This is a genomic window from Roseovarius pelagicus (assembly GCF_025639885.1).
Lineage (GTDB): Bacteria > Pseudomonadota > Alphaproteobacteria > Rhodobacterales > Rhodobacteraceae > Roseovarius > Roseovarius pelagicus.
This window is the reverse complement of record NZ_CP106738.1, coordinates 1,303,356-1,322,945: the sequence shown is the minus strand read 5'-3', so window position 1 is coordinate 1,322,945 and position 19,590 is coordinate 1,303,356. Positions and strand designations below refer to the sequence as shown.

Here is a 19,590-nt window from a genome sequence, read left to right as displayed (position 1 = left end):
GACGTGTTACCGATGGGGATAACGGTCATGGAATGGCGCGAAGAGGGCATCTTGTTGTCCGTCCGCACCCACGGCGAAAATGCCGCGATCATCGAGACGTTTACGCCGTCGCACGGTCGCCACGCGGGCATTGTGCGCGGTGGAACGTCGCGACGAATGGCTCCGATCCTGCAACCGGGGGCGCAGCTGGATCTGGTGTGGCGGGCACGGCTGGAGGATCACATAGGTGCCTATAAGGTCGAACCGGTCCGCTCGCGGGCGTCGGCCTCTCTGGGGGACCGGATGGCATTGGCAGGTCTCAATGCGGTGACAGCTTTGTTATTGTTTTCATTGCCGGAACGCGAGGCGCACCCCTATCTCTACCGACGCACGGAGGCGCTGCTCGACCTGCTGGGGCAGGGCGATATCTGGCCTTTGGCCTATCTGCAATGGGAACTGGCGCTGCTCGAAGAGCTGGGCTTCGGTCTTGATCTCAGTGGATGCGCGGTGATGGGCGTGCAGGCCAACGACCTCAGCTATGTCTCGCCGCGCAGCGGGCGGGCGGTGTCGCGTGCGGGTGCGGGCGAATGGGCCGATCGGCTTCTGCCGTTGCCACCCTGCCTGATGGGGCATGGCAACGCATCAGATTCAGAGATCGCAGACGGCTTCAGAACCACCGGTCACTTTCTGCGAAATCATCTTGCCCCGCAGCTTGGGAACAGGCCACTGCCCGAGGCGCGCCAGCGTTTCGTGGATCGATTTGCTGTCTCGACAACGCGCTAACGGTTAGTTCCGGCGCGAAAACTCCAGATCAAAATCGTTGTCTGTCGATAGGATCAATACATCCCCCACAACTTCGACCAGTGTCGCGCGTCGTATGGTGGACACCGCGCGCGTATCGACTGAGGTCGGCGGGCAATTCCGACTATATTCCCGAACATCATCCAGTTGAAACCAAGGGTACGGTGCGATTTGCCGCGCCGTCATGACGGTGCAAGGGGTGATTACCGAAACGTCGCCATGCGCACCCAGTTGCAGTACGATATTTTGCTGAACCTGCGTATTGCTGACCTTGCTCAACTGCCAGCTGCCCATGCCGCCATAGGCGGTCACGGTTTCGTCTTTTTGACAGGTATTCAGGGATAGTAGCGCCGCGATGATCGCTGCCAGTTCCTTCACCGCAGGGCCAGCACCAGATCGACGAGAGACCCGATTGCGCCCTTGTTGCGGTTTGCCTCCTCTGGGCCGAGCGCCTCCATCCCGAGGCTTGCGCTGTAGATGATCCGGGCCATTTCAGGATTGCTGACACCGATGGCACCCAGCAGGGAACCCAGATGGTCCAGCCGTTTGGCATCTACACGGCGGATGGCGGCGGCCGCACCATCATGGCTCAGCCCCCATGCCCGGATCGCAGGTTCGACCGGGAATATCGCTGCGGCATCGCTTGCCGACATATCCATGATGGTCTGTGCATAATGCCGCAACCGGGCGGCGTCGCCTTGGGGGCTGGATTTCGCTGCGTGCACCATCTCGATTGCTTCATCTTCCCAGCGCTCGATCAGCTCGGCTTGAAAGGCAGGAAGATCTGCGAAATGCCAATAAAATGAACCTTTTGTCGTGCCCAGCCGCCGCGCGAGGGGTTCAGCCTGCAACGCACTGGAACCGTCCGACGCCAGCGCGTTCAATCCGGTGCGAAGCCAGTCCTGTCTGGTCAGACGTTGTGTTCGTTGCTTGTTCATGCGTCGCTACCTAGAGTGGGGTCAGTGCCGCTTCAAGTGCGGTGGCGGCAATCAGCCAATACCTTTTCATCTTTCTTCAAATACCTGTTGCACACGCTGTGCCATACTAGCGTCTTTGCAGGTGCATACGCTTGCGCGTCACGTAAAAACCAGCCTATGCATAGGCATGGCAGGCGGGCGTGGAGGTGGAGCGGCCAATGCAAGGATATAGCTCTGAAATCACGCATCTGAGACGCGCACGATGAATGTCAGCGTCTTCGGAATTGTCCTGCTGGCGGCTCTTTTACACGCGGGCTGGAACGCGCTCGTCAAGGGCGGATTGGACAAAACCCGCAGCATGGCGGCGGTCGTCATCGGACAGGGCGCATTTGGCGGTCTGATGTTGTCGTTTGTACCTGCTCCAGCAATTGAAAGCTGGTCCTATCTGCTCATCGGCGTCGCGCTGCATCTGGGCTATCAGATGTTTCTGATCTCGGCCTACAAGGTGGGCGACCTTACCCAAGTCTACCCGATCGCCCGCGGTATCGCGCCGGTTCTTGTCACGGTGGTTTCTGTCACGGTTCTGGGCGTCAGTTTCGATCTGCCGCAATTGCTGGCGGTGGGGCTGATTGTCTGCGGGATCATCAGTCTTGGGCTGGTGCGCAGCGCAGGTGGAACGCGCGGTGGCGCGGGCACGATGTTGGCGCTGATCACGGGGTGTTTCATCGCGGCCTATTCGCTCAATGACGGGTTGGGCGCGCGGCTGGCGGGCAGCCCGCTGGGGTTCTATGGCTGGATGGCGCTGCTCAATGCGGCGGCTTTTGCCGTGTTTGTTCCATTTTGGGAGCGCGGCGCACTTAGCGCGCTGCCACGGTCCGGCACGCTGATGGTGGTGGGCGGCGGCGCGTCTTTTGCGGCGTATGCGCTGGTTGTCTACGCCTTTACATTGGCTCCCATTGCGCTGGTGACGGCGCTGCGCGAGACCAGCATCGTCTTTGCACTATTGATCGGGGTGTTCAAGCTGAAGGAACGGCTCGATCTGGCCAAGGTTTTTTCGACGTTTCTTACGCTTATCGGGGTGGCCTTGTTGCGATTGTCCAAAGGGTGACCCGTTGGATGGCCGCGATATGTATCTGGCTATGGTAACGACCCGATCTATCTCGACAATGCAACGCGGCGGATGAGGTGAAAACGACCATCCTCGTCCTCGCCCACGAGGCTCAGGGCGTCAAGGACGAACGGCGCAGGTAAGAGCGGCTCTACATGCGCGGCGAGCGCAGCGGTTAGTACGGCCACCTGTCGCTTTGGCAGTTTGCCACTGAGCGTGATGTGGAACCGAAAGGCATCCATCACATGCGGGTATCCCCAGTTTTGCAGGTTCTGCTCCTGAGCAGCGGTCAGCAGGCCTGTTCGGTAACGATCTAACGTTTCACGATCTGGCGGCGCGCGAAAGTCATCGAGATGACGTACGGCGTGCGCAGCCAGATCCGTGACGGCAGCGCATGGGGTCGAAGGGATCAGCGCCAGAAACCGCCCAAGCGGCGCCAGTGTCAGAGCGGGCAGGGTGACGGGCGCACGCGTCGCGCAAAATGCGTCAAAGGCCGCCTGCAATTCCTCGACATGTCTTGCTTTCGCCAACGTGAATGGCGGCTTGATTGTCGCATGCAGCCCGTACCGGCGCGGACGTTCGGTGATGTCCCACACCGGGGCAGGCAGTCCGTCCATCACCAGATGCGGCACGCTCACCCCGCGCGCGATGTCCCAGCCCAGCCACGCAGCGCCGAAATCTGCCAGCGCGCCGTCGGGGGGCGTATAATAGATGGCATAGCGGCGGAACATGGGCATCCTCTGGCATTTCAGTGCGTATGGGGCAGGCTCGTTCTTGGCATAGGTTGGTGCGGGCGCCAATGACGACTGGTGCGGCGGGCTGAAGTTCTGCTGTGCTGATACGTATGCAAGGCTTTGACAGCCCCCTTTGTGCCCCGCATAAAGGCACGATAACTCCCATAACACAGGTGCGTCCATGCCCGCCAACATGCTCTTTGACTTGCCCGCCGCGCCTGCCGTGCCGATCACCGGATCGGACGCTCTTTTTCCTGTTCGCCGCATCTTTTGTGTCGGGCGGAACTATGCAGCGCATGCCGCCGAGATGGGCAACGAAGTCGACCGTGAGGCGCCGTTTTACTTTACCAAGTCTGCACATGCGCTGATTCTGTCCGGGACAGATATTGCCTATCCGCCGGGCACGTCGGACTGCCACTATGAAATGGAATTCGTGATGGCCCTCGGGGCCGCAGCCTTTGAGGCGACAGTCGAAAATGCCATGCAGGCGGTCTATGGGTATGCATGTGGTATCGACCTGACGCGGCGCGATTTGCAGGCCGCAGCCAAGGACAAGCGTCGTCCGTGGGATCTGGGCAAGGATTTCGAGAACGCGGCTATCATGGCCGCGATCACCCCTGCGACGGAGTTTGGTCTGATCGCGGATCAGGCAATCACGCTGGATATGGATGGCACGCGTGTGCAGGATGCGACGCTGAGTGATATGATATGGTCTGCGCCAGAGATCATTGCGCATCTGTCGCGGTTTTATCATCTGTCACCCGGTGACTTGATCTACACAGGGACGCCCGCAGGCGTCGGCCCGGTCGCGCCCGGCGCAACGTTGAAAGGCCAGATTGACGGGCTGTCCCCGGTCGAGCTGGGCATCACTCGCTGAGATACGATCCTGTTGCACCAATGTCTTGCGCCGCTTGATGGTTGCAAACTCGTACGCATGCATGTGTAGTACATGATAAGACGGGCCAGAGCCCGCTGTCCGGGATCGCCCGCGCGGTCCCGGTGTTAAAGGGAGGAAAATACCATGAAACACTTTACCCTTACCGGTGCTGCGCGTGCCGGGGCGTTGACTGCGATCGCCGCTTGCTGGGCAACCTTTGCCGCCGCTCAGGATGTGACACTGAAAATGCACCAGTTCCTGCCGCCACAGGCCAACGTGCCCAAACTGATCCTCGTGCCTTGGGCCGAGCGCGTGATGGAGGCGTCTGGCGGGCGCATCAAGATCGACCATTTCCCGTCGATGCAGCTGGGTGGCAAGCCGCCCGAACTGGCCACTCAGGTCGTGGACGGTGTGGCAGATATAATCTGGACCGTCGCCGGATATACGCCGGGCCGTTTTCCGCAGGCCGAAGTATTCGAATTGCCGTTCATTATGTCCAATGCCGAGGATACGAGCCGCGCGTTCTGGCAGTTTGCCGAAGCAAACATGATGGACGCCGATTTTGCCGAGATGAAAATCCTCGGCGTATGGGTGCATGGCCCCGGCGTGATCCATTCCAAGGATCCGGTAAATTCCATCGCCGATCTAAATGGTAAAACCGTGCGCGGCCCGACGCGGATCATCACTGGTATGCTGGGAGAGTTGGGCGCAACCCCTGTCGGTATGCCCGTCCCGGCCGTCCCAGAGGCATTGTCCAAGGGTGTGATCAACGCCACCGTGATCCCGTGGGAGGTGACGGCGGCGCTGAAAGTGCCGGAACTGGTTACCAACCACACGACGTTTGGTGATGAGGCGCTGTATACCACCGCGTTCATTTTCGCGATGAACAAGGACAAATACGACAGCCTGCCCGATGATCTGAAAGCGGCCATCGACGGCCAGTCAGGTGCAGACCTTTCGGCGCTGGCAGGCAAGACAATGGCGGAATCGGACGGTCCCGCGCGCAAGGCGGCAGAGGATCGCGGTAACAACATCATCGACCTCACCCCCGAACAGGTGGCAGAATGGAAAGAGGCCGCCGACCCGGTAGAGGCGGGTTGGATCGCTGACATGGATGCCAAGGGTTTTGATGGGCAGGCTCTGGTTGATCAGGCCAAGTCATTGATCGAAAAGAACTCTATGTGATCCAGCAGTGGGCCGATGCCATGTCGGCCCACCCAGTCAGGGACCTGCATTGATGCACCGGATTGTCACTTTTGTCGCCAGCGCCATGGCCGTGCTGGGTGGCGCGGTCCTGACCTTGCTCATTGCGCTGACCTGCGTTTCGATCCTCGGACGGCTGGCGAACGGGCTGCTGCACAACGCGGTCACATCCGACGTGTTCGCCAAGGTTGCCCAGCGTCTGCTGGATGCAGGTTTCGGCCCGGTTCTGGGTGCGTTTGAATTGGTCGAGGCGGGCGTGGCCTTTGCGATCTTTGCCTTTCTTCCGATCTGCCAGATCAGTGGTGGCCATGCGACCGTGGATCTGTTCACCGCGCGTCTGCCTGACGGTGCGAGCCGCGTTTTGCAAATCGTGATTGATGTTGTTTTCGCCCTCGTGCTTGCGCTGATCGCTTGGCGGCTGTTCGAGGGAATGCAGGGAAAGATGCGGTACAACGAGACGACATTCATGTTGCAGATGCCGATCTGGTGGTCCTACCTCGCCAGCTTCTTGGCCGCCGCGTTGGCTGCTGTTGTGGGGATCTATGTGGCGCTGGCCCGGTTGGTCGAAACGCTGACCGGGCAGCGTATCCTAGGCACGCAGGACGGATCCGAAGCATGAGCGATCTGGCCATTGGGATCACCTCCTTCCCTGTGCTTTTGGCTCTGATTTTCCTGCGTGTTCCAATCGGGCTGGCGATGTTTCTGGTCGGGCTGGGGGGCTTTATATGGTGACGGGCGGCATGAATGTCGGCCTGTCAAAGCTGAAAACCGAGACCTATTCGACCTTTTCCAACTATTCGCTGACCATCGTGCCAATGTTCCTGCTGATGGGGCAGTTCGCCACATTGGGCGGCATGTCCACCGCGCTCTTCAAGGCAGCCGAGGCGTGGCTGGGTCACCGCAAGGGCGGCGTCGCGATGGCATCCGTGGGGGCCTGCGCAGGGTTCGGCGCGATCTGTGGCAGTTCATTGGCAACGGCGGCGACCATGGGGCAGGTGGCCCTGCCAGAGTTGCGGCGCTATGGGTATTCGGGTGGGTTTTCGTCGGCCACACTGGCCGCGGGGGGTACACTTGGTATCCTTATTCCGCCGTCGGTGATTCTGGTGATCTACGCGATCCTGACCGAGCAAAACATCGCCAAACTTTTCCTTTCCGCCTTTATTCCCGGTGTGTTAGCCGCGATTGGCTACATGATCACCATTGCGATCTATGTCCGGATGAACCCGGGGGCGGCGGGTCTACGCGATCCGATACCATATCAGGAACGCTGGCGCGCACTGATCGCGGTCTGGCCGGTTCTGTTGGTTTTTGCTTTGGTTGTGGGCGGCATCTATCGAGGCTGGTTCACACCGACCGAAGGCGCAGCCGTTGGGGCGGCGGGCACGGGTATCATCGCGTTGCTCAATCGTGGGCTGACGGCCAAAACACTGATCGACAGCTTTCTGGCGACGGCGCGGAACAGTGCGATGATTTTCTTCATCATTTTCGGCGCGGCCTTCTACAACGGATTTCTGGCGTTGACCCAGACGCCACAGGCGCTGGCCGAGTACGTGCTGGCGACGGGCTATAGCCCGTGGGTGATCCTGTCGATCATCCTTGTGCTGTATTTGGTGTTTGGCTGTGTGATGGACAGCTTGTCGATGATCCTGTTGACGATCCCGATTTTCTTTCCGATTGTCATCCAACTCGATTTTGGCATGACCGGAGAGGAACTGGCGATCTGGTTCGGCATTCTGGTACTGATCGTGGTCGAGGTGGGCCTGATCACGCCGCCGGTGGGGATGAACCTGTTTGTTATCAATGCGATGGACCGGGGCACGAAGATGGTAGAGACCTACCGAGCGGTGCTGCCGTTCGTGGCGTCCGATCTGGTACGGGTGGTGATCCTCGTGGCGTTTCCGGGCATCACGCTGTGTTTGCTCAGGTTGTTTCACTGACGGCAAATTGGGATGTCGGTATTGCGTCGGTAAAACGTCGGTATTGCGTCGGTGCGCCGTCAACTGCCCGGCAATGCCCCTTGGTGATCAGGTTTTGCATCTTCCAGATGCCGCGCATCGCCGGTCGCCCATCCAATCGGCGAGGCTGCGGTCGAAAGGTTCGTTGACCTTGGCTTCGACGCTCAATGCGATGGTCTGGTCTGGGGTGCGCGCGAGGGCGAAGATATCGCATTGGCTGGGTCGTGATCCGCCGGGCAGCGCGACCTTATGCTCGGGAAATGCCAACAGCAGTTCAGCGTCAGGTCCAAGGATGGTGGCGATTTCGGGTGGCAACCCCTTTGCATCCTCCCAGGATCGCGCGGCAGCCTGTGCGGAATAGCCTGCGCGCCATTGCTTTTGGGGGTCTGCCAGCAATGCGCGCCAGTCGAGCGGGCCGTGGGTCGGGATGTATATCTGTGCCATGGCGGCAGTTTGCGGGACCGCCTTCCGAGACGCAATGTTTGCTTGGATCTGTGTGCCGGGCTGATGCCCGGCCTACGCAATGTGTTTGATCGTGATTCAGTTTCGCTGATCCAGCAGGCGCCGGGCGATAACCTGTGCCTGAATTTCTGCGGCCCCTTCAAAGATGTTCAGGATGCGTGCGTCGCATAGAATACGGCTGATTTTGTATTCCAGCGCAAAACCGTTACCGCCGTGGATTTGCAGCGCGTTGTCCGCCGCGGCCCACGCGACACGCGCGCCCAGCAGCTTGGCCATACCGGCCTCTAGATCGCAACGGCGTCCCTGATCCTTTTCCCATGCGCTGAAATAGGTCAGTTGCCGGGCCACCATGATCTCGACCGCCATCATCGCCAGCTTGCTGGAAACGCGTGGGAAGTCGATCAGTGATTTACGGAATTGTTTGCGGTCCTGCGCGTATTGCATCCCCACGTCGAGCGCGGATTGCGCCACGCCGATGGCACGGGCGGCGGTCTGGATGCGCGCGCTCTCGAACGTCTCCATGAGTTGCTTGAACCCTTTGCCTTCTTCCCCGCCGAGCAGGTTCTCGCCTTTGACGTGAAAGTTGTCGAAGCCGAGTTCGTATTCTTTCATCCCGCGATAGCCCAAGACTTCGATTTCGCCGCCGCTCATACCTTCGGTCGGGAAGGGGGCGTCGTCGGTGCCCGGCGTCTTTTCAGCGAGGAACATCGACAGGCCACGATGGTCCGTCGTGTCCGGGTCAGTGCGCGCCAGCAACGTCATCACATGAGTGCGTGCGGCGTGGGTGATCCAAGTCTTGTTTCCGGTCACGCGGTAATCATCGCCATCCTTGACCGCACGGGTGCGCAAAGCACCCAGATCAGAGCCGGTGTTTGGCTCGGTAAAGACGGCAGTGGGCAGGATTTCGGCGCTGGCCAGCTTGGGCAACCACTGTGCCTTTTGCGCGTCGGTGCCGCCGCAGATGATCAGTTCTGCCGCGATTTCGGATCGGGTGCCGAGAGAGCCGACGCCGATGTATCCCCGGCTGAGTTCCTCGGAGACAACGACCATTGATGCCTTGCTGAGGCCAAGCCCGCCAAACTCCTCGGGGATCGTCAGACCGAAAACGCCCATCTCTGCCAGTTCCTCGATGATCTCCATCGGGATCAACTCGTCCTTGAGATGCCAGTCATGGGCGTGTGGTTCGACGCGCTCGACCGCGTAGCGGCGGAACTGTTCGCGGATCATCTCAAGCTCTTCGTCCAGACCGCTGTGCCCGACGGTGATTTCGGCGCTGCGTTCCTGCATCAGCGCGACCAGTTGCGTGCGCGCAGCTTGCGTGTTGCCGCGTGCCATGAGGGTCTGAACCTCATCGCACTGGAAACCGCCAAGGGCACTCCAGCCGAGGCCAAGCTCGGCCAGGCGGACCACTTCGCCCTGATTCATCGGGATGCCGCCGGCGATCTGGTGCAGGTATTCGCCAAATGCGATCTGGTGAATCAGCGCCTCGACTTCGCCAAACTGACCTGTCTCCGACAGCCGCTCGGCCCATTTCTGCATCTGGTGCAGCGCCTCACGATAGGTGGCGAGCCATGCCAGACCATGCGCGGCACTCTGATGGGTCTCGAGTGCTGCGCCCGACACGCGACCGTCCTGCACCAGAAGGGCGCGCAGCGCCTCCTTGGCGGCATCCAGCACTGCGTCGACCGCAGGCAGCGCCGTCGCCGTAAGGCGGGTCAGATCGTCTAGAAGCGGCTCTTTGGTTGTCGCGAGATCCTGTCCATCATGGGCCATCTTAGTGCATCCTTCTTTTGTCGCGCTTTGTCCTAGCCACTTTGCAGGTGCAGCGCAACAATTTAACCAAGAAGCGCGCATTTTTGATTGTTTATTGCGCAAATTTTTTTTGCAGCGCAGCATACTCAAGCAGTGTTAGACAGGCGCGATGGAGATTTTCACAGCCCCCGTTTCCGTCGGTCCGGACGCCATGATCATCTGGGTGTTCGCGCTGACCGTCACCTTGTTCGCGGGGATGATCAAGGGCCTCGTAGGTTTTGCTCTGCCGATGGTGATGATTTCGTGTCTCGGCTCGGTCATGGCGCCGGAACTGGCGTTGGCGGGCGTGATCCTACCGACGCTGGTGACGAACATCTGGCAGGCGTTGCGGCAGGGTCTCGGCGCTGCATGGCAATCGGTGCGACGGTTCCGACTGTTCCTGATGTCGGCGGCGGCGATGCTGGTCGCGGCGGCGCAGTTGGTGCCACTATTGCCATCATCCGCGCTATACCTGCTGATTGGTGTGCCGGTCACACTATATGCCGCCATGACGCTGCTGGGGCGTGGTCTGCGCCTGCCGCCCAACCCCGGTCCGCGGCTGGAGGTGGGCATTGGCCTGCTGACGGGCGCAATGGGCGGGCTGACCGCCGTTTGGGGACCGCCGACAGTGGCGATGCTGACGGCGCAAGGCACGGAAAAACGCGAACAGATGCGGGTTCAGGGGGTGATCTATGGGTCAGGTGCGATTCTGCTCGCCATGGCGCATTTCGGGTCGGGGATCCTGCGCGCGGAAACGATGCCATTCTCGCTGGCGATGGTGCCGCCAGCACTGCTGGGGATGTGGATGGGGTTTGCGATTCAGGACCGCATTGATCAGGCTGTGTTTCGCAGGGTCACGCTGTTTGTTTTGCTGGTCGCTGGCGTCAATCTACTGCGGCGCGGGGTGATGCTCGTTTGAACGCAAACTGGTCAAGAGATGCTCCGAATCATCTGAGCGCAATTCGCCAACAGTGTCGCAAGGGGACCGGCTGACGCGGGGGCAGGCGCGGATTCGCGCCGAATTGCCACGGCTTGGCGTCGTAAAAACGCAAAAATTGACATCTGTCGGCATGCTTTCCGTTTTCTTCTGCACAATTATATCTATAGTCGGGCTGTGCTGCTTGCGCCAAAAAAACAGAAGACCGGGGGACTTGCTCGATGATCCGATCGGAGCTCATTCAGAAAATTGCGGACGAGAATCCGCATCTTTACCAACGCGATGTCGAACGGATCGTGAATACTATCTTTAACGAGATTACCGACGCGATGGCTGGTGGCAATCGTGTCGAGTTGCGCGGCTTCGGCGCGTTTTCCGTCAAAAAGCGGGATGCACGGACCGGCCGAAATCCCCGCACCGGCGAATCGGTTTACGTTGAGGAGAAGCATGTGCCATTCTTCAAGACGGGCAAGCTGCTCAGGGACCGTCTGAACGGGAAGTAAACCATGCGCTACATTCGCTATGCCAGCATCGCCATCTTTGCGGTGGCGCTGATCCTGATTGCGCTCGCCAATCGCGAGTTCGTGACAGTCAAAGTGTTGCCCGGAGAGATTGCGCGCCTTGCGGCGATGACGCCTGCCTATGATGTGCCGCTCTTTGTCGTGATGTTTGGCGGTGTGCTGGCTGGACTGGTTCTGGGATTCATCTGGGAGTGGATTCGCGAGGCGGGCGAACGCGCCGCCGCCGCGCGTCAGGCCCGCGAGCTGCAACGCCTGCGCGCCGAACTGCGCCGTCTGAAGGGTGAAAAGCACGAGGGCAAGGATGACGTTCTGGCGCTGCTGGACGAAGCCAGCTGAGCCGAGCCATGACACGCGACATTCGGATCAAGATGTGCGGGCTGACCCGCCTGAAGGACGTTGACGCGGCTGCCGATGCGGGCGCGGCGTATATCGGTCTGAACTTCTTTGCCAGATCACCCCGGTATTTGACGCTGGATGCCGCGCGCGAGATCGCACAGGCCGTTCCCGAGGGGATTGCCAAGGTGTCCCTGACGGTGGACGCGGACAATGCGACGCTGGATGCCCTGACGGAAACCGTACCGCTGGATATGCTGCAACTGCATGGTTCCGAAAGTGCCGCGCGCGTGGTCGAAATCAAAGCGCGTTATGGCCTGCCGGTGATGAAGGTGGTGGGTATCGCCGAGGCGGCAGATCTGACCCGGCTGGATACCTACGCACAGGTGGCCGATCAGTTATTGGTGGATGCGAAACCGCCTAAGGGCGCCGATCGTCCGGGCGGCAATGCCGTTTCCTTTGACTGGGCGTTGATCGCGGGGCGCCGTTGGTCGCTGCCCTGGATGTTGGCGGGCGGCCTGACCCCGCAGAATGTGGCAGAGGCCGTGTGTGCAACGGGCGCGAGACAGGTTGATGTGGCTTCGGGGATCGAGCAGGCGCCGGGGATTAAGGATGCCGATCTGATGCGCGCCTTTGTTCAGGCGGCGCAAGGGTGATCCGGTTCCGGCCCGCCACGCGAACCGATGTTCCCGCCGTAATTGCGCTGTTGGTTGACGATGATCTGGGCAAGGCGCGCGAACAGGGCGATATGTCGGTCTATTTGGCCGCGTTTGATGCGATGCAATCTGAGGGTGGTAATCACCTGATCGTGGGTGAGGATGGTACCGGGCGGATACTGGCGACCTACCAGATTACCTTTATCAGCGGGTTGTCCTTGCGTGCCGCGCGCCGGGCACAGATCGAAAGCGTGCGCGTCGCGAGCGATTTGCGCGGGCAGGGGGTCGGTCGGCAGATGTTTGCGGATGCAGAGGCGCGGGCACGCGAAGCAGAGTGTTCGTTGATGCAACTGACCATGAACCAGAGCCGCACAGAGAGCAATCAGTTCTATCATGCGTTGGGCTTTATCCCGTCGCATACCGGATTCAAACGCACCCTCGACTGACGCGCATGTTGACAGTGTGTATTCAGCGGTGATGTGATGCCACCCAAGGAGGGCGCAGCATGGCTCAGAACACTGAAGATCTGGATGCCGTCTATGGCGCGACCACGCCAGAAGCGTCCCGGCGGCTCTATGATGACTGGTCGGACAGCTACGACGCCGAGAATTTGGCCAAGGGGTTCTGGCTCCCGATTGTGGCTGCGGGCGTGTATGCCCGTCACATGGGCCGGGCCGAGGGGGCAGTTCTGGACGCAGGATGCGGTACGGGGCTGGTCGGGCAATCGTTGAGCCTGATGGGATACGGCCCAATCACCGGCTGCGACCTGTCACCAGAGATGATCCGCATGGCCGAAGGCACCGGGGCCTATGCCGGGTTCGCCGAGGCAGACATGGGCGCGGGCCTGCCATTCGACGATGCGGCGTTTACCGGGTTTACCTGTATCGGATCGTTTGGGCCGGGCCACGCGCCACCTGAATCTCTGGACCATTTGATGCGGGTCACATGCCCCGGCGGGATCGGCGTTTTCAACGTTATCGAGGCGACCTACAAAGAGCAGGGGTTTGGCCAGATGATAAAGTCATTGGAGGAGCGTGATCTGCTTCGTGTCGAAGAGCGCAGCCGACCTTTTCGCGCCTACCTGTTGGCAGAGCCCGAGCTGACCACGCGGATCTACGCGGTGCGCAGACTTTGAGGGTAAAAGGGCGGGCTATTGCGCGCATTGGCCACAACGAACTCCGGGCGATGACCGCTTTGCGCTGGAAAATCCGCCCGGTGTCGCCTATGCAACGGGAAACCCGTGAAATGGCAAGGCGAACGCGATGAACGATCTTTTCAACTCTTTCATGACCGGCCCTGATGAAAAGGGACGGTTCGGCAATTTTGGCGGGCGTTTCGTGTCGGAAACACTGATGCCGCTGATCTTGGAGCTGGAAAAGCAATATGAATTCGCCAAGACCGACCAAAGCTTCTGGGACGAAATGCATGATCTGTGGACGCATTACGTGGGTCGCCCCAGTCCACTATATTATGCGGATCGGCTGACGCAGCACCTGGGCGGCGCTAAAATCTACCTCAAGCGTGACGAGCTGAATCATACCGGCGCGCACAAGATCAACAACGTGCTGGGCCAAATCATTCTGGCGCGCCGTATGGGCAAGACACGCATCATCGCCGAAACGGGTGCAGGTCAGCACGGTGTCGCGACCGCAACCGTCTGTGCCAAGTTCGGGTTGAAATGTGTGGTCTACATGGGCGCGCACGATGTCGAGCGGCAAAAGCCGAACGTATTCCGTATGCGCCTGCTGGGCGCGGAGGTGGTTCCCGTGACGTCCGGTCGCGGCACGCTGAAGGATGCGATGAACGATGCGCTGCGTGACTGGGTCACGAATGTGCGCGACACGTTCTACTGCATCGGCACGGTGGCGGGTCCGCATCCCTATCCCGCGATGGTCCGTGATTTTCAGGCAATCATCGGCAAGGAAGCCAAGGAACAGATGCAGGCCGCGGAGGGCCGTCTGCCCGACACATTGATCGCCGCGATTGGTGGTGGTTCTAACGCGATGGGCCTGTTTTTTCCGTTTCTGGACGACAAGGATGTGAACATCATCGGCGTCGAGGCCGGCGGCAAGGGCGTGAACGCCAAAATGGAACATTGCGCGTCCTTGACTGGCGGGCGGCCCGGCGTGCTGCACGGCAACCGCACATACCTGTTGCAGGACGATGACGGACAAATTCTGGAGGGGTATTCGATCTCGGCGGGCCTTGATTATCCCGGCATTGGTCCCGAGCATAGCTGGCTGCACGAAATCGGCCGTGCGAAATATGTCTCGATCACCGACAAGGAAGCGCTCGAGGCGTTTCAGCTGTGCTGCGAGCAAGAGGGGATCATCCCTGCGCTTGAGCCGAGCCATGCACTGGCTCATGTGATGAAGATCGCGCCGGAATTGCCTGCGGATCACCTGATCTGCATGAACATGTGCGGCCGTGGCGACAAGGATATCTTTACCGTCGCCAAGCATCTGGGGTTCGGCATGGAAGAGGCCGACTGACATCCAAGATCGGCGCACCCGGTCCCAACCGGATGTGCCGTGCCTGTGCGAATGACGCCGCTGTAAACTCCGAAATTAATTCAACACGACACTGAGTCACCCTCTGGTGGAGGATGTAGGTGCATGTCTCGGTGTCGCGAGACCGAAACCGGCGATGAAAGCAGTGGTGGAGAGTGTCCCCTTTACCTTGCTGCTCAGCCCCTATGGGGTGCAACCGGACGGATCGGCTGTTGTCGATCCCATGTCAAAGACATACGGCCAGATAGTGCATCGTCTCTTTAGGCCAAACAAGGGCGACGAGTTTCGCCATTTTGGCTGGAATGCATGGTCGTCCTCTGTGTCACCTCTGACGGGGCATGCATTTCGGCAGCACCGCGACCTGATGCATTTTGGCGATCACATGCGTGCAAAGCGTCTGCCGTGATGTCGAAGAGATACGGATGACAAGAGCGTTTCGCGCAGCACGCGTCAACCAGCGCCTGCGCGAAACGATTTGGGCCGTCGTGCCCTGTGTCATTCAGGCGTAGTAGCTGCCCGAAAAAACGCGATACTCGATATCCTCGCGACGGATGCCGCGGGCCTCAAGCTCTGCGTCGCTGAGCGCGCGCAGGTGACTGATCTGACGCCGCGCGTTTTCGGCTTTGGCATCGGCAGGGCGCATCATGGCGTGCCCGACAGTTGCCAGCGCGCCGTAGATCGCGCGCATCAGGTTGAAAGAGTGAGTTGATTTCGTGGTCGTAAAAGCCATCGGAGATTTATCCTGTCTCGGGGTCATCTCCTCCCTTGCTGACTAAACTATGGATTGGATTGCATAACGCCAGTGCCAGTTTCGCAATCCCGCCATGCGTTGCTTGCAATGGATATGGGGCGGTCGGGCTGAAGCCCGGCCTGCGCCGCTGATTTTGCGCCTGTCTAGCGGGTCGGAACCGGCGCGTCGCCGCGATAGTCGTAGAACCCCCGACCCGTCTTGCGGCCCAGCCAGCCGGCCTCGACGTATTTGGTCAAGAGCGGGCAGGGGCGGTATTTGGTATCCGCCAATCCGTCATGCAGTACGTTCATAATTGCCAGACAAGTGTCCAACCCTATGAAATCGGCCAGTTCCAGCGGGCCCATGGGATGATTGGCACCCAGTTTCATGGATTGGTCGATGGAATACACGTTCCCGACACCCTCGTAGAGCGTATAAACCGCCTCGTTTATCATCGGCATCAGAATGCGGTTGACGATGAAGCCGGGAAAATCCTCGGCTGAGGCGGCTGTCTTGCCCAACTTTTCCACGACCCCAAGGCAAGCTTCATAAGTGGGTTTGTCAGTGGCGATGCCACGAATAAGTTCCACCAGTTGCATGACGGGCACTGGGTTCATGAAGTGAAACCCCATGAACCGTTCGGGCCGATCCGTCCGGCTGGCGAGGCGCGTGATCGAGATAGACGAGGTATTGGATGTCAGGATCGTATCGGGTTTGAGATGCGGCAGCAAATCCTCGAAAATTGCCTGTTTGACAGTTTCTCGCTCGGTCGCGGCTTCGATCACCAGATCGGTCTGCCCCAGATCGGTCAGCGTCAGCGTGGTGCCGATCCGGGCGATGCCGTCATCCATTTCGGATTGGCTGATCTTGTCGCGGCTCACCTGGCGTTCCATGTTGTGGCGCATCAGGTCCATCGCGCTGTCCAACGCATCGCGACTGACGTCGGTCAGCAGCACCTCATACCCGGCCAGAGCCATCACATGAGCGATCCCGTTGCCCATTTGGCCCGCGCCGACGACGCCGATTTTCTGGATTGCCATGTACCTGTCCCGATTACTACTGCGCTTTGACAATACGCCCCGTAACCGGGTGCCTGCAAGGGGCGCAGTCCGTTAAAAAACGCGGTGAATTTTCGCATTAGGAATTTCTAAACGCGCCTGCTGCAGGTTCGTTCGCGGGTAAGTTTATGGTGGGTTTTATGGCTTATGAAAAGCTGGGGGATGTCCCCCTGAATTACATGCCGTGCCGATACGGCGCGTCAAAACTGCGATTCCGAGGTCCGCGCCGCAGGTTGAGCGGGCGCTACGCGGCTTTCTTGGGTGGTACGGAAACCTATGGCAAGTTCATTGCGCACCCGTTCCCGGCACTGGTCGAGGCGCGGACCGGCGTGAAATGTGTCAATCTCGGCTGGTCAAATGCAGGTATCGACGTGTTTTTGCACGATCCGGATATTCTGGCGGCCGCCGCGCGGGCGCAGGTGACTGTGTTACAAGTGCTACCGGCGCAGAACATGTCGAACCGGTTCTATTCAGTTCATCCGCGCCGCAACGATCGGTTTGTCGAGGCATCGCCGGTGTTGCGTAGCGTTTACCGCGAGGTGGATTTTACCGAGTTTCATTTCACACGGCATATGCTGCACCGTCTGCGGGCCGTGTCCGAAGAGCGATTTGCGCTGGTGCGCGAGGAACTGCAAACCGCGTGGGTCGCCCGGATGAAACTGTTGTTGCATCACTTGGGCTCGCCTGTGGTGTTGCTCTGGCTGTCATCGCACGGACCCGGTGAGGTCGCTGATCAGCCCAGCGTGTCGAGCGACCCCGCGTTTGTGACGGCGGGCATGCTGGAGGCGCTACGACCGCAAGTGTTGCAGATCATTGATGCAACGGCGCGCCCAGAGGCGCTGGCCTGCGGCACAGATCGCATGGTGTTCTCTCAGTTCGAGGTCGCAGCGGCGTCAGAACTGTTGGGGCCTGCCGCGCACGAAGATGCGGCAGAGGCGCTGGTGCCAGTTATCGGTGAACTGGTCGGGGGCTGAGCGCAGCGGGCGATTCGATGTTGAGCAGTTTGCCGGGCTGAAGCCCGGCCTACGAATGGCCGCATATGGGTAGGTCGGGCTTCAGCCCGGCACGCGTCGGTGCAAACGAAAAATGGCCCGCCAGAGATGGCGGGCCATGATCGGTACTACTTAGGGGAGGAACGACTCTCCCCCCGTATCAGAGTTTCTCAGTCAGTTCTGGCACAGCATCAAAGAGGTCGGCGACGAGGCCGAAATCAGCAACCTGAAAGATCGGTGCCTCTTCGTCCTTGTTGATCGCGACGATGACCTTGCTGTCTTTCATGCCTGCAAGGTGCTGGATCGCACCCGAGATGCCGACGGCGACATAAAGATCAGGGGCGACCACCTTGCCGGTCTGGCCAACCTGCCAGTCGTTCGGTGCGTAGCCGCTGTCGACAGCAGCGCGCGAGGCGCCGACGGCGGCCCCCAGCTTGTCAGCCAGTTTCTCGATCAGGGCAAAATTCTCTTCGGAGCCGACGCCACGGCCACCGGAGACAACGACGCCAGCCGAGGTCAGCTCGGGGCGATCGCTGGCGGCGACCTTGTCTTCGACCCATTCGCTGAGACCGGGATCGGCGGGAACGGATGCGGTGTCGACCGAGGCAGAGCCGCCTTCACCGGCCGCATCGAATGTCGATGTACGGAAGCTGATGACTTTCTTGGCGTCCGAGGATTTGACCGTCTGGATCGCGTTGCCTGCGTAGATCGGACGCTCGAACGTGTTGGCATCCACGACACCGGAAGCATCGGAGATGATCATCACGTCCAGAAGTGCGGCCACGCGGGGCAGCACGTTCTTTGCATCCGTGGTCGCGGGGGCGACGATATGCTCATAATCGCCTGCAAGGCTGACGATCAGCGCGGCGGTCGATTCGGCCATGCGGTGCCCCAACGACGCATCCTCGGCAACCAGTACCTTGGATACGCCATCAATCTTGGCGGCGGCTTCGCCTGCGGCGGCGGCAGAGCCACCAGCGCAAAGAACCGTGATGTCGCCCAGCGATTTCGACGCGGTCACGGCCTTGGCGGTGGCGTCCATTGCCAGTTCGCCGTCGTTGACTTCTGCGAGAAGAAGAACAGCCATTATACAGCCCCCGCTTCTTTGAGTTTCTCTACCAGCTCGTCGACCGAGCCCACGATGATACCAGCGGCGCGTGCCTCTGGTTCTGCCGTTCCGGTGATTTCCAGACGCGGCGTCACGTCGACGCCGTAATCGGCGGCGGTTTTCTCATCCAGCGGCTTTTTCTTGGCCTTCATGATGTTGGGCAGCGATGCATAGCGCGGCTCGTTCAGGCGCAGGTCCACGGTGATGATCGTGGGCATCTTGACCTTGATGGTCTGCATGCCGCCGTCAACTTCGCGGGTGACGAGGGCGTGATCGCCTTCGATTTCCAGACCGCTGGCAAATGTGCCCTGAGACCAACCCATCAGCGCCGACAGCATCTGACCGGTGGCGTTCATGTCGTTGTCGATCGCCTGTTTGCCTGCCAGCACGATGCCCGGCTGCTCTTCGTCGATCACGGCTTTGAGGATCTTGGCGACAGCCAGCGGCTCAATATCGGTGTGCACGTCGTCGGCGGCAACCACGAGGATCGCGCGATCGGCACCCATCGCCAGCGCGGTGCGCAGCGTTTCCTGACTTTGCTTCACGCCAATGGAAACCGCGATGACCTCATCGGCCTGACCGGCCTCTTTCAGGCGGATCGCCTGTTCGACGGCAATCTCGTCAAACGGGTTCATTGACATCTTCACATTTGCAAGATCGACACCGCTGCCATCCGCCTTGACGCGGACTTTCACGTTATAGTCGATCACACGTTTGACAGGTACTAGCACCTTCATTGGCATGGTCTCCTCAAATTCATACCAAGAGCCGCGACGCGACTCCCAATTTCTCGCTCTCACGCGGTTTCATATAGGTTCGGGTGGGCGGAAAACAGGGAAAAATCGTCATTTAACGTGCTCAAGACGTCGCGTTTTATTCGTTGGGCAGAAAATTCGAGCCGTCGGGGTAAATGCGTGT

Annotated in this window: 23 protein-coding genes and 1 pseudogene; 15 read left to right on the top strand and 9 right to left on the bottom strand. The window is 59.9% G+C overall.

Annotated features, from left to right (window positions below):
• The first annotated feature begins 27 nt into the window (after positions 1-27).
• On the top strand, positions 28-762 hold the full coding sequence (gene recO / locus N7U68_RS07520) for a DNA repair protein RecO (RefSeq protein ID WP_263048720.1): 735 nt from the start codon (positions 28-30) through the stop codon (positions 760-762).
• Between the two features lie 3 nt (positions 763-765).
• On the opposite strand, the gene N7U68_RS07515 is transcribed toward recO, so the two are convergent.
• Together N7U68_RS07515 and N7U68_RS07510 are read right to left on the bottom strand one after the other, a co-directional pair.
• Positions 766-1,158: an META domain-containing protein gene (locus N7U68_RS07515; protein ID WP_263048719.1), complete on the bottom strand. Its 393-nt coding sequence runs from the start codon at positions 1,156-1,158 to the stop codon at positions 766-768.
• Entirely contained in the window at positions 1,155-1,718 is a 564-nt protein-coding gene (locus N7U68_RS07510; RefSeq protein WP_263048718.1) for a TetR/AcrR family transcriptional regulator, read from the bottom strand. Before N7U68_RS07510 ends, N7U68_RS07515 begins: the two co-directional genes overlap by 4 nt.
• A 241-nt stretch (positions 1,719-1,959) precedes the next feature.
• Here N7U68_RS07510 and N7U68_RS07505 point away from each other — a divergent pair, with 241 nt between their 5' ends.
• A complete protein-coding gene (locus N7U68_RS07505) occupies positions 1,960-2,805 on the top strand; it encodes an EamA family transporter (RefSeq protein WP_263048717.1) in 846 nt (281 codons plus the stop codon).
• 47 nt (positions 2,806-2,852) lie between these two features.
• Here the strand turns inward: N7U68_RS07505 and N7U68_RS07500 are convergent, their stop codons facing one another.
• A complete protein-coding gene (locus tag N7U68_RS07500) occupies positions 2,853-3,536 on the bottom strand; it encodes a DUF1045 domain-containing protein (RefSeq protein ID WP_263048716.1) in 684 nt (227 codons plus the stop codon).
• A 184-nt stretch (positions 3,537-3,720) separates the two neighbouring features.
• Here N7U68_RS07500 and N7U68_RS07495 point away from each other — a divergent pair, with 184 nt between their 5' ends.
• From N7U68_RS07495 to N7U68_RS07480, 4 genes and pseudogenes are all read left to right on the top strand, one after another.
• On the top strand, positions 3,721-4,416 hold the full coding sequence (locus N7U68_RS07495) for a fumarylacetoacetate hydrolase family protein (RefSeq protein ID WP_263048715.1): 696 nt from the start codon (positions 3,721-3,723) through the stop codon (positions 4,414-4,416).
• Between the two features lie 144 nt (positions 4,417-4,560).
• Positions 4,561-5,601, top strand: coding sequence for a TRAP transporter substrate-binding protein (locus N7U68_RS07490; protein WP_263048714.1), 1,041 nt, complete (start codon positions 4,561-4,563; stop codon positions 5,599-5,601).
• A gap of 52 nt (positions 5,602-5,653) precedes the next feature.
• Complete coding sequence (locus N7U68_RS07485; RefSeq protein ID WP_263048713.1) at positions 5,654-6,238, top strand: TRAP transporter small permease; 585 nt, start codon at positions 5,654-5,656, stop codon at positions 6,236-6,238.
• Positions 6,235-7,556, top strand: a pseudogene (locus tag N7U68_RS07480) (TRAP transporter large permease). Before N7U68_RS07485 ends, N7U68_RS07480 begins: the two are co-directional and overlap by 4 nt.
• 87 nt (positions 7,557-7,643) lie before the next feature.
• Here the strand turns inward: N7U68_RS07480 and N7U68_RS07475 are convergent.
• Both N7U68_RS07475 and N7U68_RS07470 read right to left on the bottom strand, forming a co-directional pair.
• On the bottom strand, positions 7,644-8,018 hold the full coding sequence (locus tag N7U68_RS07475; protein WP_263048712.1) for a DUF6946 family protein: 375 nt from the start codon (positions 8,016-8,018) through the stop codon (positions 7,644-7,646).
• 96 nt (positions 8,019-8,114) lie between these two features.
• Positions 8,115-9,809, bottom strand: coding sequence for an acyl-CoA dehydrogenase family protein (locus N7U68_RS07470; RefSeq protein WP_263048711.1), 1,695 nt, complete (start codon positions 9,807-9,809; stop codon positions 8,115-8,117).
• A gap of 148 nt (positions 9,810-9,957) precedes the next feature.
• Here N7U68_RS07470 and N7U68_RS07465 point away from each other — a divergent pair, with 148 nt between their 5' ends.
• From N7U68_RS07465 to N7U68_RS07430, 8 genes are all read left to right on the top strand, one after another.
• Positions 9,958-10,746, top strand: coding sequence for a sulfite exporter TauE/SafE family protein (locus tag N7U68_RS07465; protein ID WP_263048710.1), 789 nt, complete (start codon positions 9,958-9,960; stop codon positions 10,744-10,746).
• A gap of 239 nt (positions 10,747-10,985) precedes the next feature.
• A complete protein-coding gene (gene ihfB / locus N7U68_RS07460) occupies positions 10,986-11,267 on the top strand; it encodes an integration host factor subunit beta (protein WP_165196808.1) in 282 nt (93 codons plus the stop codon).
• Between the two features lie 3 nt (positions 11,268-11,270).
• Complete coding sequence (locus tag N7U68_RS07455) at positions 11,271-11,621, top strand: LapA family protein (RefSeq protein ID WP_165196810.1); 351 nt, start codon at positions 11,271-11,273, stop codon at positions 11,619-11,621.
• 8 nt (positions 11,622-11,629) lie between these two features.
• A complete protein-coding gene (locus N7U68_RS07450) occupies positions 11,630-12,274 on the top strand; it encodes a phosphoribosylanthranilate isomerase (protein WP_263048709.1) in 645 nt (214 codons plus the stop codon).
• On the top strand, positions 12,271-12,720 hold the full coding sequence (locus tag N7U68_RS07445) for a GNAT family N-acetyltransferase (RefSeq protein ID WP_263048708.1): 450 nt from the start codon (positions 12,271-12,273) through the stop codon (positions 12,718-12,720). Before N7U68_RS07450 ends, N7U68_RS07445 begins: the two co-directional genes overlap by 4 nt.
• A gap of 59 nt (positions 12,721-12,779) precedes the next feature.
• Entirely contained in the window at positions 12,780-13,409 is a 630-nt protein-coding gene (locus N7U68_RS07440) for a class I SAM-dependent DNA methyltransferase (RefSeq protein ID WP_263048707.1), read from the top strand.
• A gap of 127 nt (positions 13,410-13,536) precedes the next feature.
• Entirely contained in the window at positions 13,537-14,766 is a 1,230-nt protein-coding gene (gene trpB, locus N7U68_RS07435; protein WP_165196818.1) for a tryptophan synthase subunit beta, read from the top strand.
• 106 nt (positions 14,767-14,872) lie between these two features.
• A complete protein-coding gene (locus N7U68_RS07430; RefSeq protein WP_308446175.1) occupies positions 14,873-15,190 on the top strand; it encodes a selenium-binding protein SBP56-related protein in 318 nt (105 codons plus the stop codon).
• Positions 15,191-15,283: 93 nt separating this feature from the next.
• Here the strand turns inward: N7U68_RS07430 and N7U68_RS07425 are convergent, their stop codons facing one another.
• A complete protein-coding gene (locus N7U68_RS07425) occupies positions 15,284-15,514 on the bottom strand; it encodes a DUF1127 domain-containing protein (protein ID WP_165196822.1) in 231 nt (76 codons plus the stop codon).
• Between the two features lie 164 nt (positions 15,515-15,678).
• Positions 15,679-16,554, bottom strand: coding sequence for a 3-hydroxybutyryl-CoA dehydrogenase (locus N7U68_RS07420; protein ID WP_165196824.1), 876 nt, complete (start codon positions 16,552-16,554; stop codon positions 15,679-15,681).
• A 146-nt stretch (positions 16,555-16,700) separates the two neighbouring features.
• Between N7U68_RS07420 and N7U68_RS07415 the strand changes: the two genes are divergently transcribed.
• Positions 16,701-17,546, top strand: coding sequence for a DUF6473 family protein (locus N7U68_RS07415; protein WP_308446174.1), 846 nt, complete (start codon positions 16,701-16,703; stop codon positions 17,544-17,546).
• A 178-nt stretch (positions 17,547-17,724) separates the two neighbouring features.
• On the opposite strand, the gene N7U68_RS07410 is transcribed toward N7U68_RS07415, so the two are convergent.
• Positions 17,725-18,651: an electron transfer flavoprotein subunit alpha/FixB family protein gene (locus N7U68_RS07410; protein WP_165196826.1), complete on the bottom strand. Its 927-nt coding sequence runs from the start codon at positions 18,649-18,651 to the stop codon at positions 17,725-17,727.
• Positions 18,651-19,409, bottom strand: a complete 759-nt coding sequence (locus N7U68_RS07405) for an electron transfer flavoprotein subunit beta/FixA family protein (protein WP_165196828.1) — start codon at positions 19,407-19,409, stop codon at positions 18,651-18,653. The genes N7U68_RS07410 and N7U68_RS07405 overlap by 1 nt, the downstream gene beginning before the upstream one ends.
• Between the last annotated feature and the right edge of the window lie 181 nt (positions 19,410-19,590).

What these genes read in the sequence shown, in the direction of transcription:
- recO (WP_263048720.1), top strand. Translation starts at nt 28, where the DNA reads ATGGAATGGCGCGAAGAGGGCATCTTGTTGTCCGTCCGCACCCACGGC.
- N7U68_RS07510 (WP_263048718.1), bottom strand. Translation starts at nt 1,718, where the DNA reads ATGAACAAGCAACGAACACAACGTCTGACCAGACAGGACTGGCTTCGC.
- N7U68_RS07505 (WP_263048717.1), top strand. Translation starts at nt 1,960, where the DNA reads ATGAATGTCAGCGTCTTCGGAATTGTCCTGCTGGCGGCTCTTTTACAC.
- N7U68_RS07500 (WP_263048716.1), bottom strand. Translation starts at nt 3,536, where the DNA reads ATGTTCCGCCGCTATGCCATCTATTATACGCCCCCCGACGGCGCGCTG.
- N7U68_RS07495 (WP_263048715.1), top strand. Translation starts at nt 3,721, where the DNA reads ATGCCCGCCAACATGCTCTTTGACTTGCCCGCCGCGCCTGCCGTGCCG.
- N7U68_RS07490 (WP_263048714.1), top strand. Translation starts at nt 4,561, where the DNA reads ATGAAACACTTTACCCTTACCGGTGCTGCGCGTGCCGGGGCGTTGACT.
- N7U68_RS07485 (WP_263048713.1), top strand. Translation starts at nt 5,654, where the DNA reads ATGCACCGGATTGTCACTTTTGTCGCCAGCGCCATGGCCGTGCTGGGT.
- N7U68_RS07475 (WP_263048712.1), bottom strand. Translation starts at nt 8,018, where the DNA reads ATGGCACAGATATACATCCCGACCCACGGCCCGCTCGACTGGCGCGCA.
- N7U68_RS07470 (WP_263048711.1), bottom strand. Translation starts at nt 9,809, where the DNA reads ATGGCCCATGATGGACAGGATCTCGCGACAACCAAAGAGCCGCTTCTA.
- N7U68_RS07465 (WP_263048710.1), top strand. Translation starts at nt 9,958, where the DNA reads ATGGAGATTTTCACAGCCCCCGTTTCCGTCGGTCCGGACGCCATGATC.
- ihfB (WP_165196808.1), top strand. Translation starts at nt 10,986, where the DNA reads ATGATCCGATCGGAGCTCATTCAGAAAATTGCGGACGAGAATCCGCAT.
- N7U68_RS07455 (WP_165196810.1), top strand. Translation starts at nt 11,271, where the DNA reads ATGCGCTACATTCGCTATGCCAGCATCGCCATCTTTGCGGTGGCGCTG.
- N7U68_RS07450 (WP_263048709.1), top strand. Translation starts at nt 11,630, where the DNA reads ATGACACGCGACATTCGGATCAAGATGTGCGGGCTGACCCGCCTGAAG.
- N7U68_RS07440 (WP_263048707.1), top strand. Translation starts at nt 12,780, where the DNA reads ATGGCTCAGAACACTGAAGATCTGGATGCCGTCTATGGCGCGACCACG.
- trpB (WP_165196818.1), top strand. Translation starts at nt 13,537, where the DNA reads ATGAACGATCTTTTCAACTCTTTCATGACCGGCCCTGATGAAAAGGGA.
- N7U68_RS07425 (WP_165196822.1), bottom strand. Translation starts at nt 15,514, where the DNA reads ATGGCTTTTACGACCACGAAATCAACTCACTCTTTCAACCTGATGCGC.
- N7U68_RS07420 (WP_165196824.1), bottom strand. Translation starts at nt 16,554, where the DNA reads ATGGCAATCCAGAAAATCGGCGTCGTCGGCGCGGGCCAAATGGGCAAC.
- N7U68_RS07415 (WP_308446174.1), top strand. Translation starts at nt 16,701, where the DNA reads ATGGTGGGTTTTATGGCTTATGAAAAGCTGGGGGATGTCCCCCTGAAT.
- N7U68_RS07410 (WP_165196826.1), bottom strand. Translation starts at nt 18,651, where the DNA reads ATGGCTGTTCTTCTTCTCGCAGAAGTCAACGACGGCGAACTGGCAATG.
- N7U68_RS07405 (WP_165196828.1), bottom strand. Translation starts at nt 19,409, where the DNA reads ATGAAGGTGCTAGTACCTGTCAAACGTGTGATCGACTATAACGTGAAA.